This is a genomic window from Bacteroidales bacterium, from assembly GCA_022647615.1.
In the GTDB taxonomy this organism is placed as follows: Bacteria; Bacteroidota; Bacteroidia; order Bacteroidales; family UBA932; genus Egerieousia.
The window spans coordinates 658,272-677,305 of the sequence record JALCKZ010000001.1 but is presented as its reverse complement, the minus strand read 5'-3'; the positions used below and the strand labels follow the sequence as shown (position 1 = coordinate 677,305).

12 protein-coding genes are annotated in these 19,034 nt (G+C 38.2%); 7 read left to right on the top strand and 5 right to left on the bottom strand.

Translation table 11 applies throughout. The features are described 5' to 3' along the window. Positions 1–15: 15 nt before the first annotated feature. Complete coding sequence (locus tag LKM37_02890; GenBank protein MCI1719960.1) at positions 16–2,481, top strand: beta-N-acetylhexosaminidase; 2,466 nt, start codon at positions 16–18, stop codon at positions 2,479–2,481. A 94-nt stretch (positions 2,482–2,575) separates the two neighbouring features. Here LKM37_02890 and LKM37_02885 read toward each other — a convergent pair whose 3' ends face one another. Further along, the gene (locus LKM37_02885) at positions 2,576–3,793 is read right to left on the bottom strand and encodes a hypothetical protein (protein MCI1719959.1); all 1,218 of its coding nucleotides are present in this window, start codon (positions 3,791–3,793) and stop codon (positions 2,576–2,578) included. A gap of 71 nt (positions 3,794–3,864) precedes the next feature. After that, positions 3,865–4,899, bottom strand: a complete 1,035-nt coding sequence (gene ruvB / locus LKM37_02880; GenBank protein MCI1719958.1) for a Holliday junction branch migration DNA helicase RuvB — start codon at positions 4,897–4,899, stop codon at positions 3,865–3,867. 432 nt (positions 4,900–5,331) lie between these two features. On the opposite strand from ruvB, the gene mfd reads away from it, so the two are divergent. The 6 genes from mfd to LKM37_02850 all read left to right on the top strand — a co-directional run bounded on the left by mfd (position 5,332) and on the right by LKM37_02850 (position 14,087). After that, complete coding sequence (mfd, locus tag LKM37_02875; GenBank protein MCI1719957.1) at positions 5,332–8,643, top strand: transcription-repair coupling factor; 3,312 nt, start codon at positions 5,332–5,334, stop codon at positions 8,641–8,643. A gap of 14 nt (positions 8,644–8,657) precedes the next feature. Further along, on the top strand, positions 8,658–9,419 hold the full coding sequence (locus LKM37_02870) for a type III pantothenate kinase (GenBank protein MCI1719956.1): 762 nt from the start codon (positions 8,658–8,660) through the stop codon (positions 9,417–9,419). After that, a complete protein-coding gene (locus LKM37_02865) occupies positions 9,409–10,707 on the top strand; it encodes an outer membrane protein transport protein (protein ID MCI1719955.1) in 1,299 nt (432 codons plus the stop codon). The genes LKM37_02870 and LKM37_02865 overlap by 11 nt, the downstream gene beginning before the upstream one ends. Positions 10,708–10,774: 67 nt before the next feature. After that, positions 10,775–12,103 (top strand): hypothetical protein, encoded by a 1,329-nt coding sequence (locus tag LKM37_02860; GenBank protein ID MCI1719954.1) that lies wholly within the window; start codon positions 10,775–10,777, stop codon positions 12,101–12,103. 92 nt (positions 12,104–12,195) lie between these two features. Beyond that, on the top strand, positions 12,196–12,819 hold the full coding sequence (gene lptC / locus LKM37_02855; GenBank protein MCI1719953.1) for an LPS export ABC transporter periplasmic protein LptC: 624 nt from the start codon (positions 12,196–12,198) through the stop codon (positions 12,817–12,819). A gap of 62 nt (positions 12,820–12,881) precedes the next feature. Beyond that, positions 12,882–14,087, top strand: coding sequence for a hemolysin family protein (locus LKM37_02850; protein ID MCI1719952.1), 1,206 nt, complete (start codon positions 12,882–12,884; stop codon positions 14,085–14,087). Positions 14,088–14,215: 128 nt separating this feature from the next. Here LKM37_02850 and LKM37_02845 read toward each other — a convergent pair whose 3' ends face one another. The 3 genes from LKM37_02845 to LKM37_02835 form a co-directional block, all read right to left on the bottom strand. Beyond that, entirely contained in the window at positions 14,216–16,324 is a 2,109-nt protein-coding gene (locus LKM37_02845) for a SurA N-terminal domain-containing protein (protein MCI1719951.1), read from the bottom strand. 85 nt (positions 16,325–16,409) lie between these two features. Further along, on the bottom strand, positions 16,410–17,702 hold the full coding sequence (locus LKM37_02840; GenBank protein MCI1719950.1) for a 4-hydroxybutyrate CoA-transferase: 1,293 nt from the start codon (positions 17,700–17,702) through the stop codon (positions 16,410–16,412). 13 nt (positions 17,703–17,715) lie between these two features. After that, positions 17,716–19,026: a pyridoxal phosphate-dependent aminotransferase gene (locus tag LKM37_02835; GenBank protein ID MCI1719949.1), complete on the bottom strand. Its 1,311-nt coding sequence runs from the start codon at positions 19,024–19,026 to the stop codon at positions 17,716–17,718. Between the last annotated feature and the right edge of the window lie 8 nt (positions 19,027–19,034).

Sequence of the window (19,034 nt, the reverse complement as noted above, 5' to 3'; positions counted from 1 at the left end):
AAATTATTTAATTCAATGTACTATAAAAATTTTATTAGCCGCATTGCAATATGCTGTTTTTGTGTTCTTTGCACCATTACAACTTTTGCCCAAAATTCTAAAAATCAATATGATTATTTGTTGCCGAAGCCTCAGATAATTAGGACGTCCGGGACAGAGACCGGCAATGATTTTACTCTAAATGAATCATCCGTTATCATCTGCAAAAATAAATTTCTTGCAGGGTATCTGAAGGAGCATCTGCAAAACCTAAAGTATAATCCGCAGGTTATTTATAAGAATAATGTACCTAAAAAAATCACCGGCAATTATATCTTGATTGCAGAAGATAAAGACGCATTACAACCCGATAATCAAGATGTTGTAAAAGAGGGATATAGACTTAAGGTAGGGAAGGATGCAATAGTTATTACCGGAACAGACTATGGCGGAATGTTTAACGGCATTCAAACATTGCTGCAGCTGCTTCCTGTAAATGTTTATAAAGACAAGGGGTTGACTTATTATGAAAAACTTGCAGATGGGGCTGTTGTCACCGATAGTTTTGTTTCTGGCCCAACCACAAAATGCAGTATCCCGTCGGGAGAAATAATAGACTGGCCTGCTTATAATTACAGAGGCATGATGCTGGATGTTTCCAGAACATTCAGACCTGCCGCGGAGATTTATCAATATTTAGACTGGCTGGCATACAACAAGATAGACAAATTTCACTGGCATCTTACAGATGACCAGGGATGGAGAATTGAAATCAAAAAATATCCGGAGCTTATGGCAAAGGGAGCATGGCGCGGACCTGGAGAAGCTTACAAATCTTGTTTTGGTTCCGGCAATAAAAGATACGGCGGATATTATACACAAGAGCAGATAAAAAGTATCGTAAAATACGCGGCCGATAGAAACATAGAGATTATCCCGGAAATTGATATGCCAGGTCATAGCGGCTCTGTAGCAGTAAGTTATCCAGACATAGTATGCAGACAGCCGGAAAACGGAGACTTTAAAACAGATGCGCATAACGGCGAATTCAGCAAAGAAATCTGGTGCGTTGCAAAAGAGGAAAATTACAAAATGCTGAAGGGGATTATCAAAGAGATGTCAAAGATGTTTCCTTCCAAAATAATGAATATCGGCGGCGATGAAGTCAACCATACAAACTGGAAAAATTGTCCTGACTGCCAGGCTCTAATTGCACAGAAGGGGTTAAAGGATGAGTTTGGATTGCACAATTATTTTGTAAAGAGACTAAATGATATTGCTGCCAGATACGGAAAGGTGCTTGCCGGCTGGGAGGAAATTATTAAAACAGGAAATTTAAATCCGGGAACCACAGTATATATTTGGCATAGCACCAGTCCTGCTAAAGATGCTGTAGCAGAGCATTATCCAACAGTATTGCAAGTTGGAGCCTACAGCTATTTTGACATGAAACATACAAAGCTGGAGAGAGGACACAATTGGGCCGGTTTGGTCCCGACAGATAAAGCTTATTCTTTAAATCCTGCAGAAATTGCAACGCCTGTTAACAACGGCAAGAGCGCAGAAGAAAATACTGCAGATTTTAAAAAATATGTAATTGGACTACAAGGCGGATTATGGGAAGAGCTTGGAAACAGACCCGTTAACTTTGTTGAATATCAAACATTTCCTAGATTGTGCGCACTATCGGAAGTTGCATGGGGAACATCCAAGAAAGCCGACGGAACACCTAATTGGGAAGATTTTAAACGCAGGCTAACCGGAGCGCATTACCAGAGAATGAGCAACATGGGAATAAGATACAGGGTTGTGTATCCGAACGTTACAGTACATAACGTTGATAATGATACAATAATCACAGCCTACAATGATTCTGTTTCCAATTACAAATTGGTTGCTGAAAAACCTTATGAGGGCGCTATAATAAAATATGCAATTGTTGCTCCCGAGACAGCAGCTGATGGAGTAAGAGGACAGGCTGACACAACAAATTACAAGTACATTTATTCAGAACCTATAATTACAAAATATCCTGATACTTACAGATTTGCAACATTTGCAAGCGATACTCTCCATAGCATCGGCGTTGCACAAATGAGCATGCCGCTGCATAAATATTTGACTCCAAAATTTACCATCGAGAGTAATAAAAATTTATTCAAAGAAAGTTCGTTTAACGACTTAACCGATTACAATCCAAAGACTACTATGTTTTTGGACGGAAGAGGACATAGCGGCGATTATGTAAAAATTACTTTTGATGAACCTCTTGATTGCCATGCTATTGACATTGTCACCGGATCAGATATAATAAACTTCTACGGCATAACTGAAGGATATGCTGAATACTCTTCAGATGGCATTAATTACACAGGCAAGGTGAATTTTGACTGCCAGAGAGCCGTGCTTCTTCCTAAAGATAAAGTTAAAAGCATAAGAATTGTATTAACCGGAGATTCAGATAGTTATAAAGTAGGAATACAAGATTTAAATATATTCTAGGATATAACTTTAAGGGATTTAAAACAGAAAAGAGAGCTTGAAAACAGGCTCTCTTTTTCTATTTATTGCTTTGATTTGCTCTCTGCAACTATTATTAATTCTTCAAATTAGCATAAGCATTTATTGCAATAGAAGAGACTTTATTGTTAAATGTCTCAAGATCTTTCTTTGATAATTTCCCTTTTCTTAAAAGAGAAATAACAGGTTCGCTCTCTTTAAAGATTTCATTCTCAGAAGGCCACAATTGTTGTTCATATCCAGTTCCCTCTGCATTAAATACCTTTGAGAATTTAAAATATTTATAGCCGCTGCCGCGTTTTACAGGAAAAACTTCTTTGTATTTAAGTGCAAGAACCATATCGCACATTTTGCAATTAGAAGGAGCTTCTGTCTGCTTAACCATGATATCAGGCAAGGTCTCAGGATATTTTAAAAACATCGGGATTGCAAGAGAAATAGGAGGATAGCTCATAGCGCACCACATGATAGTGTTATCACCACTTTCTCCCTGTTTAACTCCCTGGAACACAACTGCTGCGGACGTTGACTCTCTTGGAATAAAATCCTGGTCAATAAACCATCCGTTACTCTCTTTTGTAATATTTGATTTATATAGATCAGCTCCTATGAAAGAGTTGTAATAAGATCTCGACAGATTATTAAAAATCCACTGTGGAGTAAATGCATCTTTATTTTTCAGCCCTTGCTGAATAGCAAAATCTGCATTATCATGTCTGATATAACCATGTCCTTCATCCTCTCTTCCGGTATAAGAAAAGTTTGTATAAACCATATAACCTTCCGGCGCTATCAAAGGATTATTTATATCTCTCTTTATCCACTTAAAGTTGTTAACTTCAAAGTAGGCCGCTCCCCCTTCTGCATCAATTACACCAAAATTTGCCTCTATTGCCATTGGCTTTTTTATCGTATCCAGCAATCTTTCAAAATCCGCTACTGTCTTGCAAAGTCCTAACGCTTTGAACATTACACGACCTTCACCATCACCTTCCTTGCTATTATCTCCAATTATGTGAATGTTATAGGAGGCCGTATTCATAATGCAAAAACCTGCGGCATTTGCGCCTGCCCATGCCTCTCTTCCTCTATCTGGAGAATTAACAAGAGCAATAAAATCAAACCTTGGACCTTTAAAGTGTTCTATTCTATTATTCAGTTCATCGGTGTCTCTGTTTTTCCACATCATTGGTCTTCCGTCGGGAGTAACCTTGCCTGTAAAAATTGCTGACGTACAGCAAAATGCATTAATTGTAAAAAAACTAAGAACAATTAAAATAAAAGCTTTTTTCATATTAACCTGGGATAAAAATATTACTTAAAAAGTAAAAAATATTAAACTAATAATAATTTATTATGCTGATTTTAAAACAAATAAGGATCTTTGTATTTAGAAATTCCTAAATGTCCGTAAGATAAATCTGTTGCCTCCCTTCCCCGCGGAGTTCTTCTTATAAAACCCTCTTTAATAAGGAAAGGCTCATAAACTTCCTCTATTGTTCCCGCATCTTCTCCAACAGCAGTAGCTATGGTTGTTAACCCTACAGGTCCTCCGTTAAATTTATTTATGATTGTTGTAAGTATCTTATTATCCATAGTATCCAGACCTCTCTTATCTATATTAAGAGCATCAAGAGAATACTTTGTAATTTCTAAATCTACCTTGCCATTTCCTTTTACCTGTGCAAAATCACGTACTCTTCTTAAAAGAAGATTTGCAATTCTTGGTGTTCCTCTGCTTCTGCAAGCTATCTCTTTTGCAGCCTGATCATCAATATCTATGTTTAAAATTTTAGCAGAACGCTTAATGATTTTTTGAAGTACTGCAGCATCGTAATATTCTAAGTGGCATTTAATTCCAAATCTTGCCCTTAATGGAGAAGAAAGCAATCCGCTTCTGGTAGTTGCACCAATTAAAGTAAAAGGATTTAAAGTTATTTGAACAGAACGAGCTCCGGGACCTTTATCAATCATAATATCAATCCTGTAATCTTCCATCGCTGAGTAAAGATATTCCTCAACTATTTTTGGCATTCTGTGAATCTCATCAATAAACAGAACATCACCCTTTTCCAATGACGTAAGCAAACCGGCTAAATCACCCGGCTTATCCAAAATAGGACCTGAAGTTGTCTTCATATCAACTTCAAGTTCATTAGAAATAATTGTAGCAAGAGTTGTTTTACCAAGCCCCGGAGGACCAAATAATAAAACATGATCTAGAGATTCTCCCCTTAATTTTGCCGCCTGAACAAAAACTTTAAGATTCTCCACAACTTTATCCTGCCCGGAAAAATTTTGAAAATCCCCAGGTCTTACGACCCCTTCCAATTCCTTATCAGAATCTGTCTCCAACTCTCTTGGATTGAAACTTTCTATTCTCTGATCATCCTCTTTCATACTCTACAAATATACTCTTTTTTCTTTTTGGCTCCCGACAGATTTTTTTAACACATTTAACATATCATTAAAATTATATTATTTTTTTAAAAAAACTTTTGATGATAGTTATTGCATGTTGACAATGTTCATAAAAAACATTTAAACAAAAATTTAGAGTTTTTAACTCAATATTAACAATTGAAATATATATTTAATTACTTTAAAATAAGCGTTTTATAGTAATTTTAAGTTATTATATTAACATATGTTGATAAGCAAAAACGTATTAGAATAAACAAAAATCAGTTGTTAAAAAACTATTGAAAAATTCTTAAAAACAAAGCCGTTTTTCACTTTTAAAAATCATTTTTTCAAATGCCACGTTTATTCACAATATTATCAACAACTTTATAAAGATTTTTTTAACAATAATCCCTATATTTGCCACCCATGTCAGAAAAAGAGGGGACAGAAGTTATTTTCCATAATGCGGAGATTGCAGAGAAGCTTGCTGAATATCTGAGCAATGAGGAGCAGAAAAGATGTTTAATAAAAGGGCTTTACGGGTCTTCCAAAGGGTATGTTATGTCCTCTTCTATAGCCCGCGCATCTTTGAGCAATATACAAATAGTGATTGAAGATGATAAAGAGGCAGCCGAATATTTTTGTGCCGATTTATATAACATTCACGGAGAGAGCGATGTCTATTTTTTCCCAACCTCTGCGGCCAAACTTTCAAAAATTAGTACAATCAAAGACTCTTCTCAAAAAGTACAGCGCAGTTCTACAATAAGCGCTATAAACTTATATCTGGAGAATCTGCAAAAAGGGGATGTGGCCAAACAAAACAGGATAATAATAGTAACTTATCCGGATGCGGCCAAAGAGCTGATTCTTAATAAAAAATCTCTTAAAAATTCTGTTCTGAAAATCAAAAAAGGAGATGAACTTCCTTTTGATTTTATTAAAGAGACATTAATGAATGCAAATTTTGAGAGGGTGGATTTTGTGACGGAGCCTGGACAATTTGCAGTAAGGGGAAGCATTATAGATTTATTCTCTTTTTCAGATAATGTTCCATACAGACTAGATTTTTTTGGCAATAATATAGAATCTATAAAGCAGTTTGATATTAATACCCAAACATCTTCTAAAGAGCTGACTTCCATAGAAATATTTCCTAATATTTTTGAGGAGCAGCAAATAGCGGAAGAGGGAGGAGAGAGCATTTTTGATTATGCGGAAGGTAATGCCGTAGTGTGGAATGATGCCTTTGAAGATTTGAGCAATTTGTTTTCTAATTGTAAATGTGTTTCCCTTAACGGAACATCCCTGCATGAAAATAATAATTTTCAAGAGGAAGAAATAATATGCAAATTCTCTCCGCAGCCAAGTTTTAATAAAAATTTTAATCTGCTGCGTGATGATATAATTTCCAGGAATAAAGAAGGTTACAAGGTTTTTATAAGCTGTTCTGAGGTGGTGCAGGCAGAAAGATTAAAAACTATTTTTAATAACCTGGAAGTTTCAGCAGAGGACAAACATCCCATTTTTGAAGTTGTCCCTTATTCTGTGCACGAAGGTTTTATATCCGGAGAATTAAAAATATGTCTTTATACAGATCACCAAATATTTGACAGATACCAGCGCGTAAAAATTAACAGAAGCGTAGAGCGCAGCGAACGTCTTACCATAGAGGAGTTAAATGCTTTGCATATAGGTGATTATGTCGTACACATAGATCATGGAGTCGGAATTTTCGGGGGATTGGTAAAGACTGTTGTTGGTGGAAAAGTGCAGGAGGCTGTGAAAATAATGTACAAAGACGGCGATGTTATATTTGTCTCCATACATGGTCTTCACAGAATTGCAAAATATAAATCGGGAGACGGCACTCCTCCTAAAATTTACAGACTTGGAAGCAGCACATGGACAACCCTTAAGAGAAAGACAAAAGATAAGATTAAGGATATTGCAAAGGATTTAATTAATCTTTACGCTCAAAGACGTCAGTCAAAGGGTTTTGCTTTTTCCGGAGACAACTATATGCAGCAAGAGCTTGAAGCCTCTTTCATGTATGAAGATACTCCAGATCAAACAACTGCTACACAGTCTGTTAAACAAGATATGGAAAGCGATTGTCCAATGGACAGACTTATCTGCGGAGATGTTGGTTTTGGAAAAACTGAGGTTGCAATTAGAGCTGCGTTTAAAGCGGTATGCGATAGCAAACAAGTTGCAATTCTTGTTCCCACTACAATATTGGCATTGCAGCATTTTCAAACTTTCACTGACCGTTTAAAGAAATTTCCATGCAATATAGACTATATCAGCAGATTACGTACGACAAAAGAGATAAATGAGATATTAGGGAAACTGCAAGAGGGCAAAATAGATATTATAATAGGAACGCATCGATTGCTAAACAAAGCTGTCAAATTTAAAGACCTTGGACTTTTAATAATTGATGAGGAGCAAAAATTTGGAGTCGCAGCAAAAGAGAGATTAAGACAACTTAAGATGGAAGTTGACACTCTGACGCTTACGGCTACTCCAATTCCAAGGACACTTCAATTTTCTCTATTGGGAGCAAGAGATTTATCTATCATAAACACCCCTCCTCCTAACCGGCTTCCTGTACAAACAGAGATTATTGATTTTAGCGAGGATGTTATCAGAGATGCTATAAATGAGGAGGTTGAAAGGGGAGGTCAGGTCTTCTTCGTCCATAATAGGGTTGAAGATATTTATGCAGTTCAAAAAATGATTAACAAAATTTGTCCAAAAGTTAAGACCGCCGTAGGTCATGGACAAATGGAGGCAAAAGATCTTGAGCGCATAATGCTGGAATTTATCAGGGGAGATTATGATGTGCTTATCTCTACAACCATTATAGAAAACGGCATAGATATTCCAAATGCTAATACGATGATTATCAACCAAGCACAAAATTTTGGCTTAAGCGATCTCCATCAACTTAGAGGACGTGTCGGAAGGTCCAACAGGCGGGCCTTTTGCTATTTGATAGTTCCTCCTTTAACATCAATTACTGAAGATGCGCGCAGAAGGCTAAAGGCTATTGAGGCTTTTTCTGACCTTGGGAGCGGCTTTAATATTGCCATGCAGGATTTGGATATTCGCGGCGCCGGCAATATGCTTGGCGGAGAGCAGAGCGGCTTTATTGCGGATATGGGGTTTGAAACTTATCAAAGAATTCTAAATGAGGCCTTTGCAGAAATTAATACGGAAGGAATTGTGCAGAATAGAGCAAGAGAATTGAAACTTCCCGGCGGAGGATTTTTGGCAGACTGCACCGTAGACACTGATTTGGAGGCATTTATACCGGACGATTATATTCCTCAGACAACAGAAAAAATAAGATTGTATAAAGAGCTGGATACTATTTCATCAGAAGAAGAGATAAAGAAATTCCTGGATACTCTTCACGATAGATTTGGAGAAATTCCGCAGCAAGTTATGCAGCTTACATATGTTGTAAGGATAAGAAGAGCGGCGATGAGATTAGGCTTTGAAAGAATAGTCATCAAGCAGAAAAAGATGTTGTTGTATTTTGTAAACGACCAAAATTCAGCCTATTACAAAACAGAAACTTTTGCCGAAATTTTACAGTGGGCAAGCCGCAGACATGGCTGTACCGTAAAAGATGCGGCGGGCAAATTGTGGATTAGCGTTCCGGAAGTTAATACTATTGAGCAAGGTTATTATATTGTAAATCAAATATTACTATCTTTGCACCCCTAAAAAACGGTGTCCCAATGGTTAACACAAAAAATCAAAAAATAAATCCTGAGCTAAGTCTTCTTGTGGACATAGGTAACACAAATTGCAAGGTTGTTTTTTATAGAAACGGACTGATTGGTAAAATGTTAAGAAGTCCAAGAAGAGATGCTGTTCCATTTATTTTATCTGTGATTGGAAAGGTTATGGAGAAGATAAATGTTATTGTTGTAAGCAATGTAAGGACATCTAATGCCCCGGTAAAGAGGGCTTTAAAGTCTAAATGCCGCAAGCTGGTGTTGCTGGACTATCGCACAAAACTTCCTCTGGATTTGGGATATAGCTTTGATGCAAGGGAACTTGGGGCGGATAGAATTGCCTCCGCTCTTGCGGTTGCAGTAATGTTTAAAGGGCAGGATTGTATAAAATTTGATTTTGGAACAGCCTTGACGGTAGACTTTATTGATAAGAAGGGAAGGTACCTAGGAGGCAATATATCAATAGGTTGCAGAAGCAGATTTAGAGCATTGAATAAATTTACCGGACTACTTCCATTCATTACTCCGGACCCCGTTTTTCCTCCAATTGGGGTAACTACAACAGGGGCAATGAGCGCCGGCGTAGTTTTCGGTCTAATATTTGAAGTAGAGGGTTATATAAACAGGTATCCAAGACATACCATAATCTTTACAGGTGGTGACGCTTTTTATTTTGCGGGCAAAATGAAAAACACCATCTTTGCAATGCAGAATATGGTTTTACTTGGGTTGGCACATATAGCGGATTATTATGCGAATTAAAACACAATTAAGGGGTTATATTTTAATTATTGCGTTACTTTTTGGAACACAAATTGTTAGAGCGCAAAGGACGGATGCTTTAGGAACATACACCCCATATTCGCTTTATGGAATTGGAGATCTTGAACAACAAGGCAACGCAATTAGCAAAGCGATGGGAGGCATAAGTGCCGGAGTTAGAGATTCCCGCTATATAAATTACGCCAACGTTGCCTCCATAACTCAGAGAGATACTCTCTCATTCCTGTTTGATTTTGGTCTTAAGTCTAACAACATATATAACAAAGACAGCAAAAATCATTCGGCTTACAATACATTTAGTATCAACAATTTTGCTTTTTCGGCACCTATTTATCATAAGTCCGCTCTTGTTGTAGGAATAACTCCTTTCAGCAATATTGGCTACAAATTTGAAACTACTGAGACAAATGATGCTCTGGTCGCAAAATACGGAGATATTAAATACAGAAAATATGGAGATGGCAGCATAACCCAAATTTTTGCGGGCGCCGCAATGAATTTCTTTAAAGATTTTTCTTTTGGACTTAAGGGGATTTACTATTTTGGAGACCTTGTTAATCACTCAGATATAGATTTTGGTTCTACCGGCAGCTTAAGAACGGCAGAGACCGGATGGGATTATCAAACAAATGGTTTTGCAGCTGAGGCCGGCTTGCAATATTTTAAGAAACTTAAGAAAGATTACACATTTACTGCTGGCGCTTCTTACAGATTCAAGAGCAGACTATCGGGGACAACAAAAAGATATGCATACGTTTACGACAGTTCTATAGCTGATACGGTTGTTAGTAACAAGTTTACAAAGCATATAACGGTTCCGGCAATTTTAACTGTCGGCGTCTCTTTGCGCAAGGGTGACAAGTGGATGGCAGGATTGGATTATCAAAGACAGGATTGGTCAAACACTTCTTTCAGCGCAACTCCGGGAGTTGATTTTACGCCGGTAACTGAAAATGTATTTAAAGCAGGATTTGAATATATTCCCAACAAGTATGATATACGTTACTATATGAAGCGCGTAACTTACAGAGCAGGACTTCATTATGAGAATACATATATAAAACTTAACGGGAAGCAAATAAATTCATACGGAATGTCCCTTGGAGTTTCATTCCCGGTATTTAGATTAAATAACTCCGTAAATTTCACAGTTGATTTTGGACAGCGGGGTTCTACAAAAAATAATTTGGTTAAAGAAAACTACGTGCAGTTTATCTTGAGTTTAAGTTTGCACGATATTTGGTTTATCAAACCTAGGTATGAATAAAATTTGTAAATTTGTCCCCCGCATTTGAAAAGAAACAAAAACAATAAAAAAACAAATAAACCGTATTATGAAAAAATTAAGGATAGCATTAAGCTTAATAGCGGGCGCGCTTTTGGTATTGCCAGGTCAAATATCTGCCCAGGGCAGGTTTGGAAGCGATAGCGTTAACTGCGTTAAATATCTTAATTTCTACAGAGATTCCTACAAACAGGGCAACATGAAAGAGGCAGCTCCTCTATGGAGGAAAGCCTTCAAAATATGTCCTCCAACTGCAAGTCAGAATATGTTTATAGAGGGTCAGAAGATTCTTAAGTATTGCATTGAAAATTACAAAGGAGATGCTGCCGGAAGAGACAGACTGATTGATACTTTGTTCCAATTAAATGATACCAGGGCACAGTATTATCCAAAGAATGCCTACAGAGCTCATGAGAATAAAGTAATGGATATGATTAACTATTACGGTAAAGATCCTCAGAGAGCAAAGCAAATATATGATGAGTCTATGAACGTAATTAAAGAGGGCGGCGTTAACGCTTTCTCTTCTTTGATTGTTAATACGATGATAAAGGCAGGTGATTTGTACAAGACGAAAGCGCTTACAGACGAGCAAGTTATGAGCACTTATTCTACTTTGAATGATGTTTTGGAACAAAAGATTGATGCTGCTCCGGGCGATACAGTTTTGAAGAATGATCAGATAGCTTTGCAGAATGCATTTGTTTCCAGCGGCGTTGCTACTTGCGATAATCTAATCAAAGTTTTCACTCCAAGATTCAATGAGAATAAAGAGGACACAATGCTTGTAAAGATTATTGTTAAGCTTCTTAGCGATAACGAGTGCACAGATTCTGAGTTGTTTATTAACGCTGTTTCTCAGCTTTACAAACTATCTCCTTCTGCAAATTCTGCTTATTATCTTTATATCCTTTACAACAAGAAAGGAAATGAGGAGAAGGCTTCTTATTATTTGAAAGAGGCTGCAAACAATGAGACCGGAAAGAAGAAGGGAGATTATATGTTTGAACTTGCTAATTACTACTACAAGAACCACGCATACAGCGCAGCTATTTCAACTTCAAGAGCAGCTGCAGGTTATAATCCTGCACTTGCCGGAAAGGCCGATATGATTGAGGGTAATGTTTGGGCTGCTACAGGATGTGCCGGAGATGAGATGAATCAAAGAGCAAAGTTCTGGGTAGCAACTGATTATATGATTAGAGCTAAACAAAAAGATCCTTCTCTAACATCAGAGGCAGACAGAAATATTTCCAGATATCGTCAATATTTCCCAAAGACTGCAGATGCATTTATGTTTGATTTAACAGACGGAAAGAGTTTCACTGTTTCTTGCGGCGGAATGACTGCAACTACAACAGTTAGAACAAATAAATAATATTGCGGGTTCCCCAAATGCAAAGGGCTTCCCTTCATATTAAAAGCAGCAAAACGGCAGCAATTAAATTTTTAATTGCCGCCGCTTTTGTAATGCTTTATACCTTAGTATCTTGTGAAAGGAAGACGGAAATCACAAAAAGTGTAGATTTAAATAAAGCTCCGCGACAGATTGTAGATAGTATTTATGCCGTTCAAACAGAGAACGGAGGTTTGACTATGCGCGTGGAGGCAAAGAGAATGGAGAAATATGAAAATGATACAGTATCTTATGAATTATTTCCCAAAGGCTTTGATATTTATTCTTATAATCGCGATGGATTTTTAGAGACACACATTCATGCGAAAGCCGCAAAACACACTGTTTCAAAGGCATATAGAGAGACGTGGGCCGCGTTTGGCAACGTTGAAATTTTCAACTATGTCAAAGGGGAGAAGATGACAACGGACACTTTGTACTGGGATAAAAACAATCATAAAATTTATACCCATTGCTTTGTTAAGATGTCATCTCCAAGAGGACTTATGCAGGGGTACGGAATGGAGAGCGATGAGATGGCGCGCAATGCAAACATAATGATGCCTTTTGATAGTTATAGCAGACTTGGAAAAGACTCCGTTTTAAGCCGTATTTATAAGGATACGGCCAACTTTATCGGACCAATCTTAAAACCGGCAAAAAAGCAAAATAATTTACTTGTAAAGGGGAAGAAATGACAACTCATATTATCATAGCCGTAATAGCACTTTTATTTGCAGCGCTTTTTTCCGGTTACGAAATGGCCTTCCTCCACTGTAACAGATTAAAAATTGCGCTAGACAAAAAGGAGGGGAAAAAGTACGCTTTCGTCATGGACAAATTTATAAATGATGAAGGACGTCTTATCTCATCTCTTTTAATGGGGAATAATATTTTTACGGTCGTATATGGAATTGCCGCCGCAAAAATTCTCAACCCCTGGATTACATCTCATATTACCGCATCAATAGGCGGAACCCTTATACTTGAGACAATTATAGCCACTCTTGTAATTTTAATAACTGCAGAATTTCTCCCCAAGGCTTTATGTTTTTTAAATCCTAACAGAGTATTTTCTTCTCTATACAGGGTTATTAATTTTTTCTATTATTTATTTTATCCGGCTACCTGGCTTATTAATAAATTATCAGAATTTATCATAAAAATTGCCGGCTACAATAAAAAACATGTTGTAAAAAATAACGCTCAGGAATTTAATGAAACAGATTTGATGAATTTGTCTGAGCAAGTGGAAGGTGTTCAGGATGAGGAGAGTCCAACGGCTAATGATATAGAGATTTTCCAAAATGCAGTTGATTTTTCTACTACAAAAATCAAAGAGTGTCTTATTCCAAGAACGGAAATTACCGCAATAGATGAGGAGAGCTCTTCAGAAGATTTGCTGAAAATATTTGTGGATTCCGGATATTCCAGAGTCCCTGTCTATCGCGATACAATAGATAATATTATTGGATATGTGCATTCTAAAGATTTGCTAAAAAAATCCACATCTTCAATTAAACAATTGTTGCGTTCAATTCATTATGTATCAATGGATAAAGATGCACAATCTCTTCTGGAATTCATGACTAAAAACAGAGTCTCCATTGTGGCGGTCAGGGATGAATACGGCGGTACCGAGGGAATAGTTACGCTGGAAGATTTGATAGAGGAAATCTTTGGTGATATTAATGATGAGCTGGATAAAGATGTGCTGATTGAGAAAAAGATTAGTGATGATGAATATATTTTTTCCGCCCGTTTGGAAATCAAAGAGCTAAATAAAAAATATGATTTTGAGTTGCCGGAATCAACTGATTATTCAACAATTGCAGGATTAATTATCAACGTCGCCGAGGCTCTTCCAAAAGAGAAAACGCAACTTCAGATAGGAAAATATATCTTCACAATTCTTAAATGTTCCAGCAAGAGAATAGAAGTTGTTTCTTTTAAAAAAGCTAAATAAAAAATACGTTTAGCATATTGGTAACATCTAGTTATAGACGGCTGGGCATAAATAGCATAAAAAAAGAGCGGTATTTTTACCGCTCTTTTTTTTATTGTGTTAAACTTTATATTGTGTTAAACTCTCTGCTAGAAGAACTTGTAGCGTTTGTCCTTTACGTTGGCATCTTGCTCCATGATTTGAGGAAGATAGTTTGCCAAGGATGCAAATGTTTGCAAGCTTCTCTGCTTTGCGTCATTTTCTGTAAAGTAAGCGCCTCTCTCTTTGCCTTTAATCTGGAAATAGTAAACACCAATTGTTCCTGCAACAGGACCAACAATTTTATTAGTGTTTGCGGCACCTGCAATTGCTCCAATGAACTTAGGGTCAAGCTGCTGACCTTCTGTTAGACTTGTGAAGGTAACGCCGTTCTGATTGCTGATAGTCAGACCAAGTTTATTTGCAACCATATCCAATGATGCAGGATTATCTCCTACAGTCTTTTTGCAAACCTGAGCAAGATGTTCTCCTGTCTTAAGCATTGTCAGATAATTCTTGATTTGCGGAGCAACTTCTTTAAGGGTTGCATATCCATCTTCATGAATCATCTTTACGGCAGCAACAAAGAAATATTTATTGTTAACGGAAATAATAGGAGAAACTTCATTTACTTTATTTTCAAATATCCATCTGCTTAGCTCTTTTACATCATCAAAGCTGCCAACCTTCTTTGAACCTGGAGCCAGATTCTGTACGGGGTACATTGTAACTCCGTGAGAACGTGCATATTGTTCAAATTTCTTAATATCCTTTCCGCACTTTTCAACAACGTTATTTGCTTGAGCATAATAACCGGCAAATGTCTCTTTTCCTGCAACAGCCTCTTTAGAAAGAATTGCTACTTGAGCTTTCCTTATTGGCTTGGTAACCTGAGATACTTTAACAACATGCCAGCCATAGTTGCTCTTTACTTTGAATATATCACCTGCTTTTGCATCCATAACTTTCTCAAAGCCAGGCATCATATATTGTTGTGTCATCCAGCCTATATCTCCGGGTTCCATTCCTGCCGGTACCTGCTGACCACCTGCATATTGTGCTGCAAGCGCTGCAAAGTTGCCGCCTTTATTGATTACCTGAATAAGGCTATCTGCCTCCTTCTCATTGTTCTTAACAAATATCTGCTTAACAAATACTGAATCAGGCATCTCTTTAACACCCATTACTTTTGCTGCAAAGTAAACATTTTCAGATAATTGTACAGGCAAAACAGCTCCTGCGGAAGCAGTTGCCGCAAAATCATCCAGCGGCTGTGAAACAGATGCAAGATCTCCTCTTTTGAAGTATGAGCCTTCAAATTTTGCATCTGAATTTCTGGCAAGGAAAGTCTTCATATCAGACTCCGTCGCGACCCCCTGAAATTCAGGGAAAACCTTATCTATATCTTTCTTTGCAATTGCCATATCCTCAGCAGAAGGCTTAACCTCAAAGGCTACAAATTCTGCATCTCTGCTCTCTTGCTGTCTAAGAGTTTTTTTGATTTTCTCATAATAAGCCTTAATCTCATCATTTGATACTTTGATAGAAGAATCAGGAGTAAAGCCTATAGGTTTAATAACAAAGTCTACGTTGTATGCAATGTTATTGTCTTCTATTGCCTTATGTATCTGTGCTTTATTAACAATTGTGCTCTTTTGGAGAAGAGTGACATATTTTGTGAACATTCTGTCCTGTGTCATGCTCTCTTGCAGATAATCCCAATACATCTTAAGATTGCCGCTGTTGTCCTGCGGAATCTGCTGAATAAATTGAAGAAGCTTGTCTTTATCAAATGAGCCGTCTGTGCCCATGAAATTTGCCTCTCTTGCAATGACCGGTGATATGTCCGTGCCTTCGCTCATGTCTATAAGTTCCTTATCTCCAACAGCTAAGCCGGCATTTTCACAATCGGGGATTATTACCATCTGAGCAAGCTCATTCTGCCATGCAGAGTTGTTTATCATCTCAGTTGTCTTCTCATCACTTGCGTTTGAGCCAGTTGTGAGCTGATAAATTTTCTGGAAATAATCTATTCTCTTTTGGAATAATTGTGATGAAATACCCTTGCCGTTAACCTCTCCTATGTCATACTTGGAAGAGAACATGGAAATTGCATTTTGCAAAGTCTCCGGGTCCACAATAAATGCTAACAACGCTATGGCGATAACAACGGAAATAAACACTCCCATCTTAACGCGCATTTTCTCTAGAACTGCCATATCTGAATATTTTTATATATAATTCTCAAAATTATAGGGGGGCAAAGATAATATTTTTCTCCCCAAAAGCCTAAAAAACTACTTATTACTTCAATCTCAGGAATGAATATCCAAAGCGTTCGCATGCTGCGCGCTCCAAAGCTTCGCGGTCATCCGGATGGGCTATTTTTATGAGTTCCTTGGCGCGCTGAGCATAATTTTTATCTCTAAGATAGGCGATTCCATATTCTGTGGCAACGTATTGAGTTTGAAATCTGGTAGTTACAACGCCAGCTCCGGGTGTGAGATGAGCCGTGATTTTTCCCTTGCCTTTACTGGTGCGCGAAGGGAGAGCTATAAAGGTTTTCCCTCCATCTGACAATGCCCCGCCGTACATGAAATCATGCTGTCCGCCAACGCTTGAGAAAATGTAATCTCCTATGCTATCAGCGCATACCTGGCCTGTCAAGTCTACTTCCAAAGCAGAATTAATAGCGGCTACATTTGGATTCTGACGTATTATTTGCGGATCATTTGTCCAGGCTACATCTTTCATTACAACTTGCTTGTTGTAATTTAAAAACTCATACATCTCTTTAGAACCCATCGCGAGCGAACCTACGCTTATCCCGGGAAGAACTTTTTTAAGAGAGTTATCAATAATTCCCTTTTTCATAAGCCCGACAACTCCGTCTGTCATTGCCTCTGTGTGCAGTCCCAAATGTTTGTGGTCGCTAAGTGCCTGAAGCACAGCATTTGGTATTCCTCCTACTCCAATTTGGAGAGTTGCTCCGTCCCCGATTTTACTAGCTACATTACGGCCAATGGCTTGTTCTATTGGCGTGGGAGCACCTAGTTTCATTACAAAAGGAGGGTCATCACACTCTATCGCCGCGGTTATTTTGCTTTCATGGATTAAGGCATCACCATACATATAAGGGATGCTTTTATTGATTTGCGCTATTATTATTTTAGAGCAATCTACCGCTCCCATTGCTAAATCTGCAGAAATTCCGTAGCTGCAGTAACCGTTCTCATCGGGAAGGGAACAATTCAAGAAAGTAACATCTACCGGCAATAGTCCGCTGCGGAACATTCCCGGGATTTCACCCAAAAATGCGGGGATTTCGGAGCCGTAACCTTCATGTACCCATCGGCGCTGGTTATAGCTCAAAAACAGACTGTTAATTAAAAATGAATCCTTGAATTCAGGCTTGCAAAACGGAGCCTCTTTGTCTGTAATGTTGCAGCCTGAATAGATAACAACGTCACGTAATTCATTGCCCCGTTTGGCTAAAGCAGTTTGCAACACTTCCGGAATAGATGTGCTACCCTGAATGTAAATATGGTCGCCCGAATGTACGAGCTTCATGGCCTCGTCGGCGGTTGTATAGTTCATCTGGTTTTGTTGTTTAATTATTTTGGAGCTTCTCAAAAATGCCCAGCCGCTCGTCCAGGTCTTGCAAGGTACTGTCGGGAGCTAAAAGGGACACGCATATTCTCAATCCGTATTGCAGGCTGCCGGTTGTGTCAAGAGCTATTGCTATTATGCCGCAGCGCATAAGTTCCATTAACAAAGTGCGGCTGTCCATCTTTTTATATCCTACTGTAAAGAAAAATCCGTCGGCGATATTTTCATTTAAGTCCTTGGCGTACACAATGCTAAACCCGTGCTTTAAGAAAATTTCTTTGGCCAGCTTTGCGCGGCGCCCATACTCTGAAATTGTGTGCACAAAGTTTAATTTGCCGTCAATTGCGGCCTGCATCATTGCGGCCAGAGCAAATTGAGGTGCGTGTGATGTTCCGGAGGATGCTGTGTACAAATATGTTAGTGAGAAATTATCTCCAAATCTTGCAATATGATAACGTCTCTTAAGTTCCGGATATTCACGGCTGTAAAGTTTATTTGATATGGCGGCTATTGCAATACGTTCTCCGGCATAGCTGAATACTTTTGAGCTGGAAATCATCAGCACGTAATTGTCTGTGTATTTGGCTACTGAAGGTTGGAAAGGAGGTTCAAAAGGGGTTGATTTGTCATTGCGGAAGTCCATGCAGAAATAGGCTAAATCTTCAAGTACGATTGCATCATATTTTGTTGCAAGTTCTCCTATAATTTTCAATTCGTCCGGAGTCAAACATACCCATGAAGGGTTGTTTGGATTGGAGAATAAAATTGCGCAGATGTTATTGTTTTTCAGATAACTCTCCAATTTTCCCCTAAGCTTTTCTCCGCGGTACTCGTAAATGTCAAAGCCCTCGCTCTTTATGCCAAGCACTTCTGCCTGAGTGTGTTGAACCGGGAATCCGGGATCTATGTAAAGAATTGTGTCTTTTTGCGGATTAAGCTGCGAGCACTCAAGCAAAAGGTTGTAACAGCCTTGCATTGAGCCCACCGTGGGAACAATCCCTTTTGGTTCAACGTCTATGTCAATAAATGCTTTAATAAATTTTGATGCTGTTTCTTTTAGCACAGGCTCTCCGCTAATGTTGGGATATACAGAGGCCATGCCGCGGTCAAGCGCAGCTTTTTCTGCCTCTATGCCAATTTCACTTGCTGGAATACTTGGACTGCCTATTTCCAGGTGGATAAATTTTTCCCCTGTCTGTTCTTCTAGAGCGCGACTCACGGCCACACATTGACGTATGGTAGCCTGAGCGATATTCTCTATGCCCATATCGCCGAGCACGCTGTCGATTCTCTTTTTATCGATTGCTTGCATAGGTGACG

What these genes read in the sequence shown, in the direction of transcription:
- LKM37_02890 (MCI1719960.1), top strand. Translation starts at nt 16, where the DNA reads ATGTACTATAAAAATTTTATTAGCCGCATTGCAATATGCTGTTTTTGT.
- LKM37_02885 (MCI1719959.1), bottom strand. Translation starts at nt 3,793, where the DNA reads ATGAAAAAAGCTTTTATTTTAATTGTTCTTAGTTTTTTTACAATTAAT.
- ruvB (MCI1719958.1), bottom strand. Translation starts at nt 4,899, where the DNA reads ATGAAAGAGGATGATCAGAGAATAGAAAGTTTCAATCCAAGAGAGTTG.
- mfd (MCI1719957.1), top strand. Translation starts at nt 5,332, where the DNA reads ATGTCAGAAAAAGAGGGGACAGAAGTTATTTTCCATAATGCGGAGATT.
- LKM37_02870 (MCI1719956.1), top strand. Translation starts at nt 8,658, where the DNA reads ATGGTTAACACAAAAAATCAAAAAATAAATCCTGAGCTAAGTCTTCTT.
- LKM37_02865 (MCI1719955.1), top strand. Translation starts at nt 9,409, where the DNA reads ATGCGAATTAAAACACAATTAAGGGGTTATATTTTAATTATTGCGTTA.
- LKM37_02860 (MCI1719954.1), top strand. Translation starts at nt 10,775, where the DNA reads ATGAAAAAATTAAGGATAGCATTAAGCTTAATAGCGGGCGCGCTTTTG.
- lptC (MCI1719953.1), top strand. Translation starts at nt 12,196, where the DNA reads ATGCTTTATACCTTAGTATCTTGTGAAAGGAAGACGGAAATCACAAAA.
- LKM37_02850 (MCI1719952.1), top strand. Translation starts at nt 12,882, where the DNA reads ATGGCCTTCCTCCACTGTAACAGATTAAAAATTGCGCTAGACAAAAAG.
- LKM37_02845 (MCI1719951.1), bottom strand. Translation starts at nt 16,324, where the DNA reads ATGGCAGTTCTAGAGAAAATGCGCGTTAAGATGGGAGTGTTTATTTCC.
- LKM37_02840 (MCI1719950.1), bottom strand. Translation starts at nt 17,702, where the DNA reads ATGAACTATACAACCGCCGACGAGGCCATGAAGCTCGTACATTCGGGC.
- LKM37_02835 (MCI1719949.1), bottom strand. Translation starts at nt 19,026, where the DNA reads ATGCAAGCAATCGATAAAAAGAGAATCGACAGCGTGCTCGGCGATATG.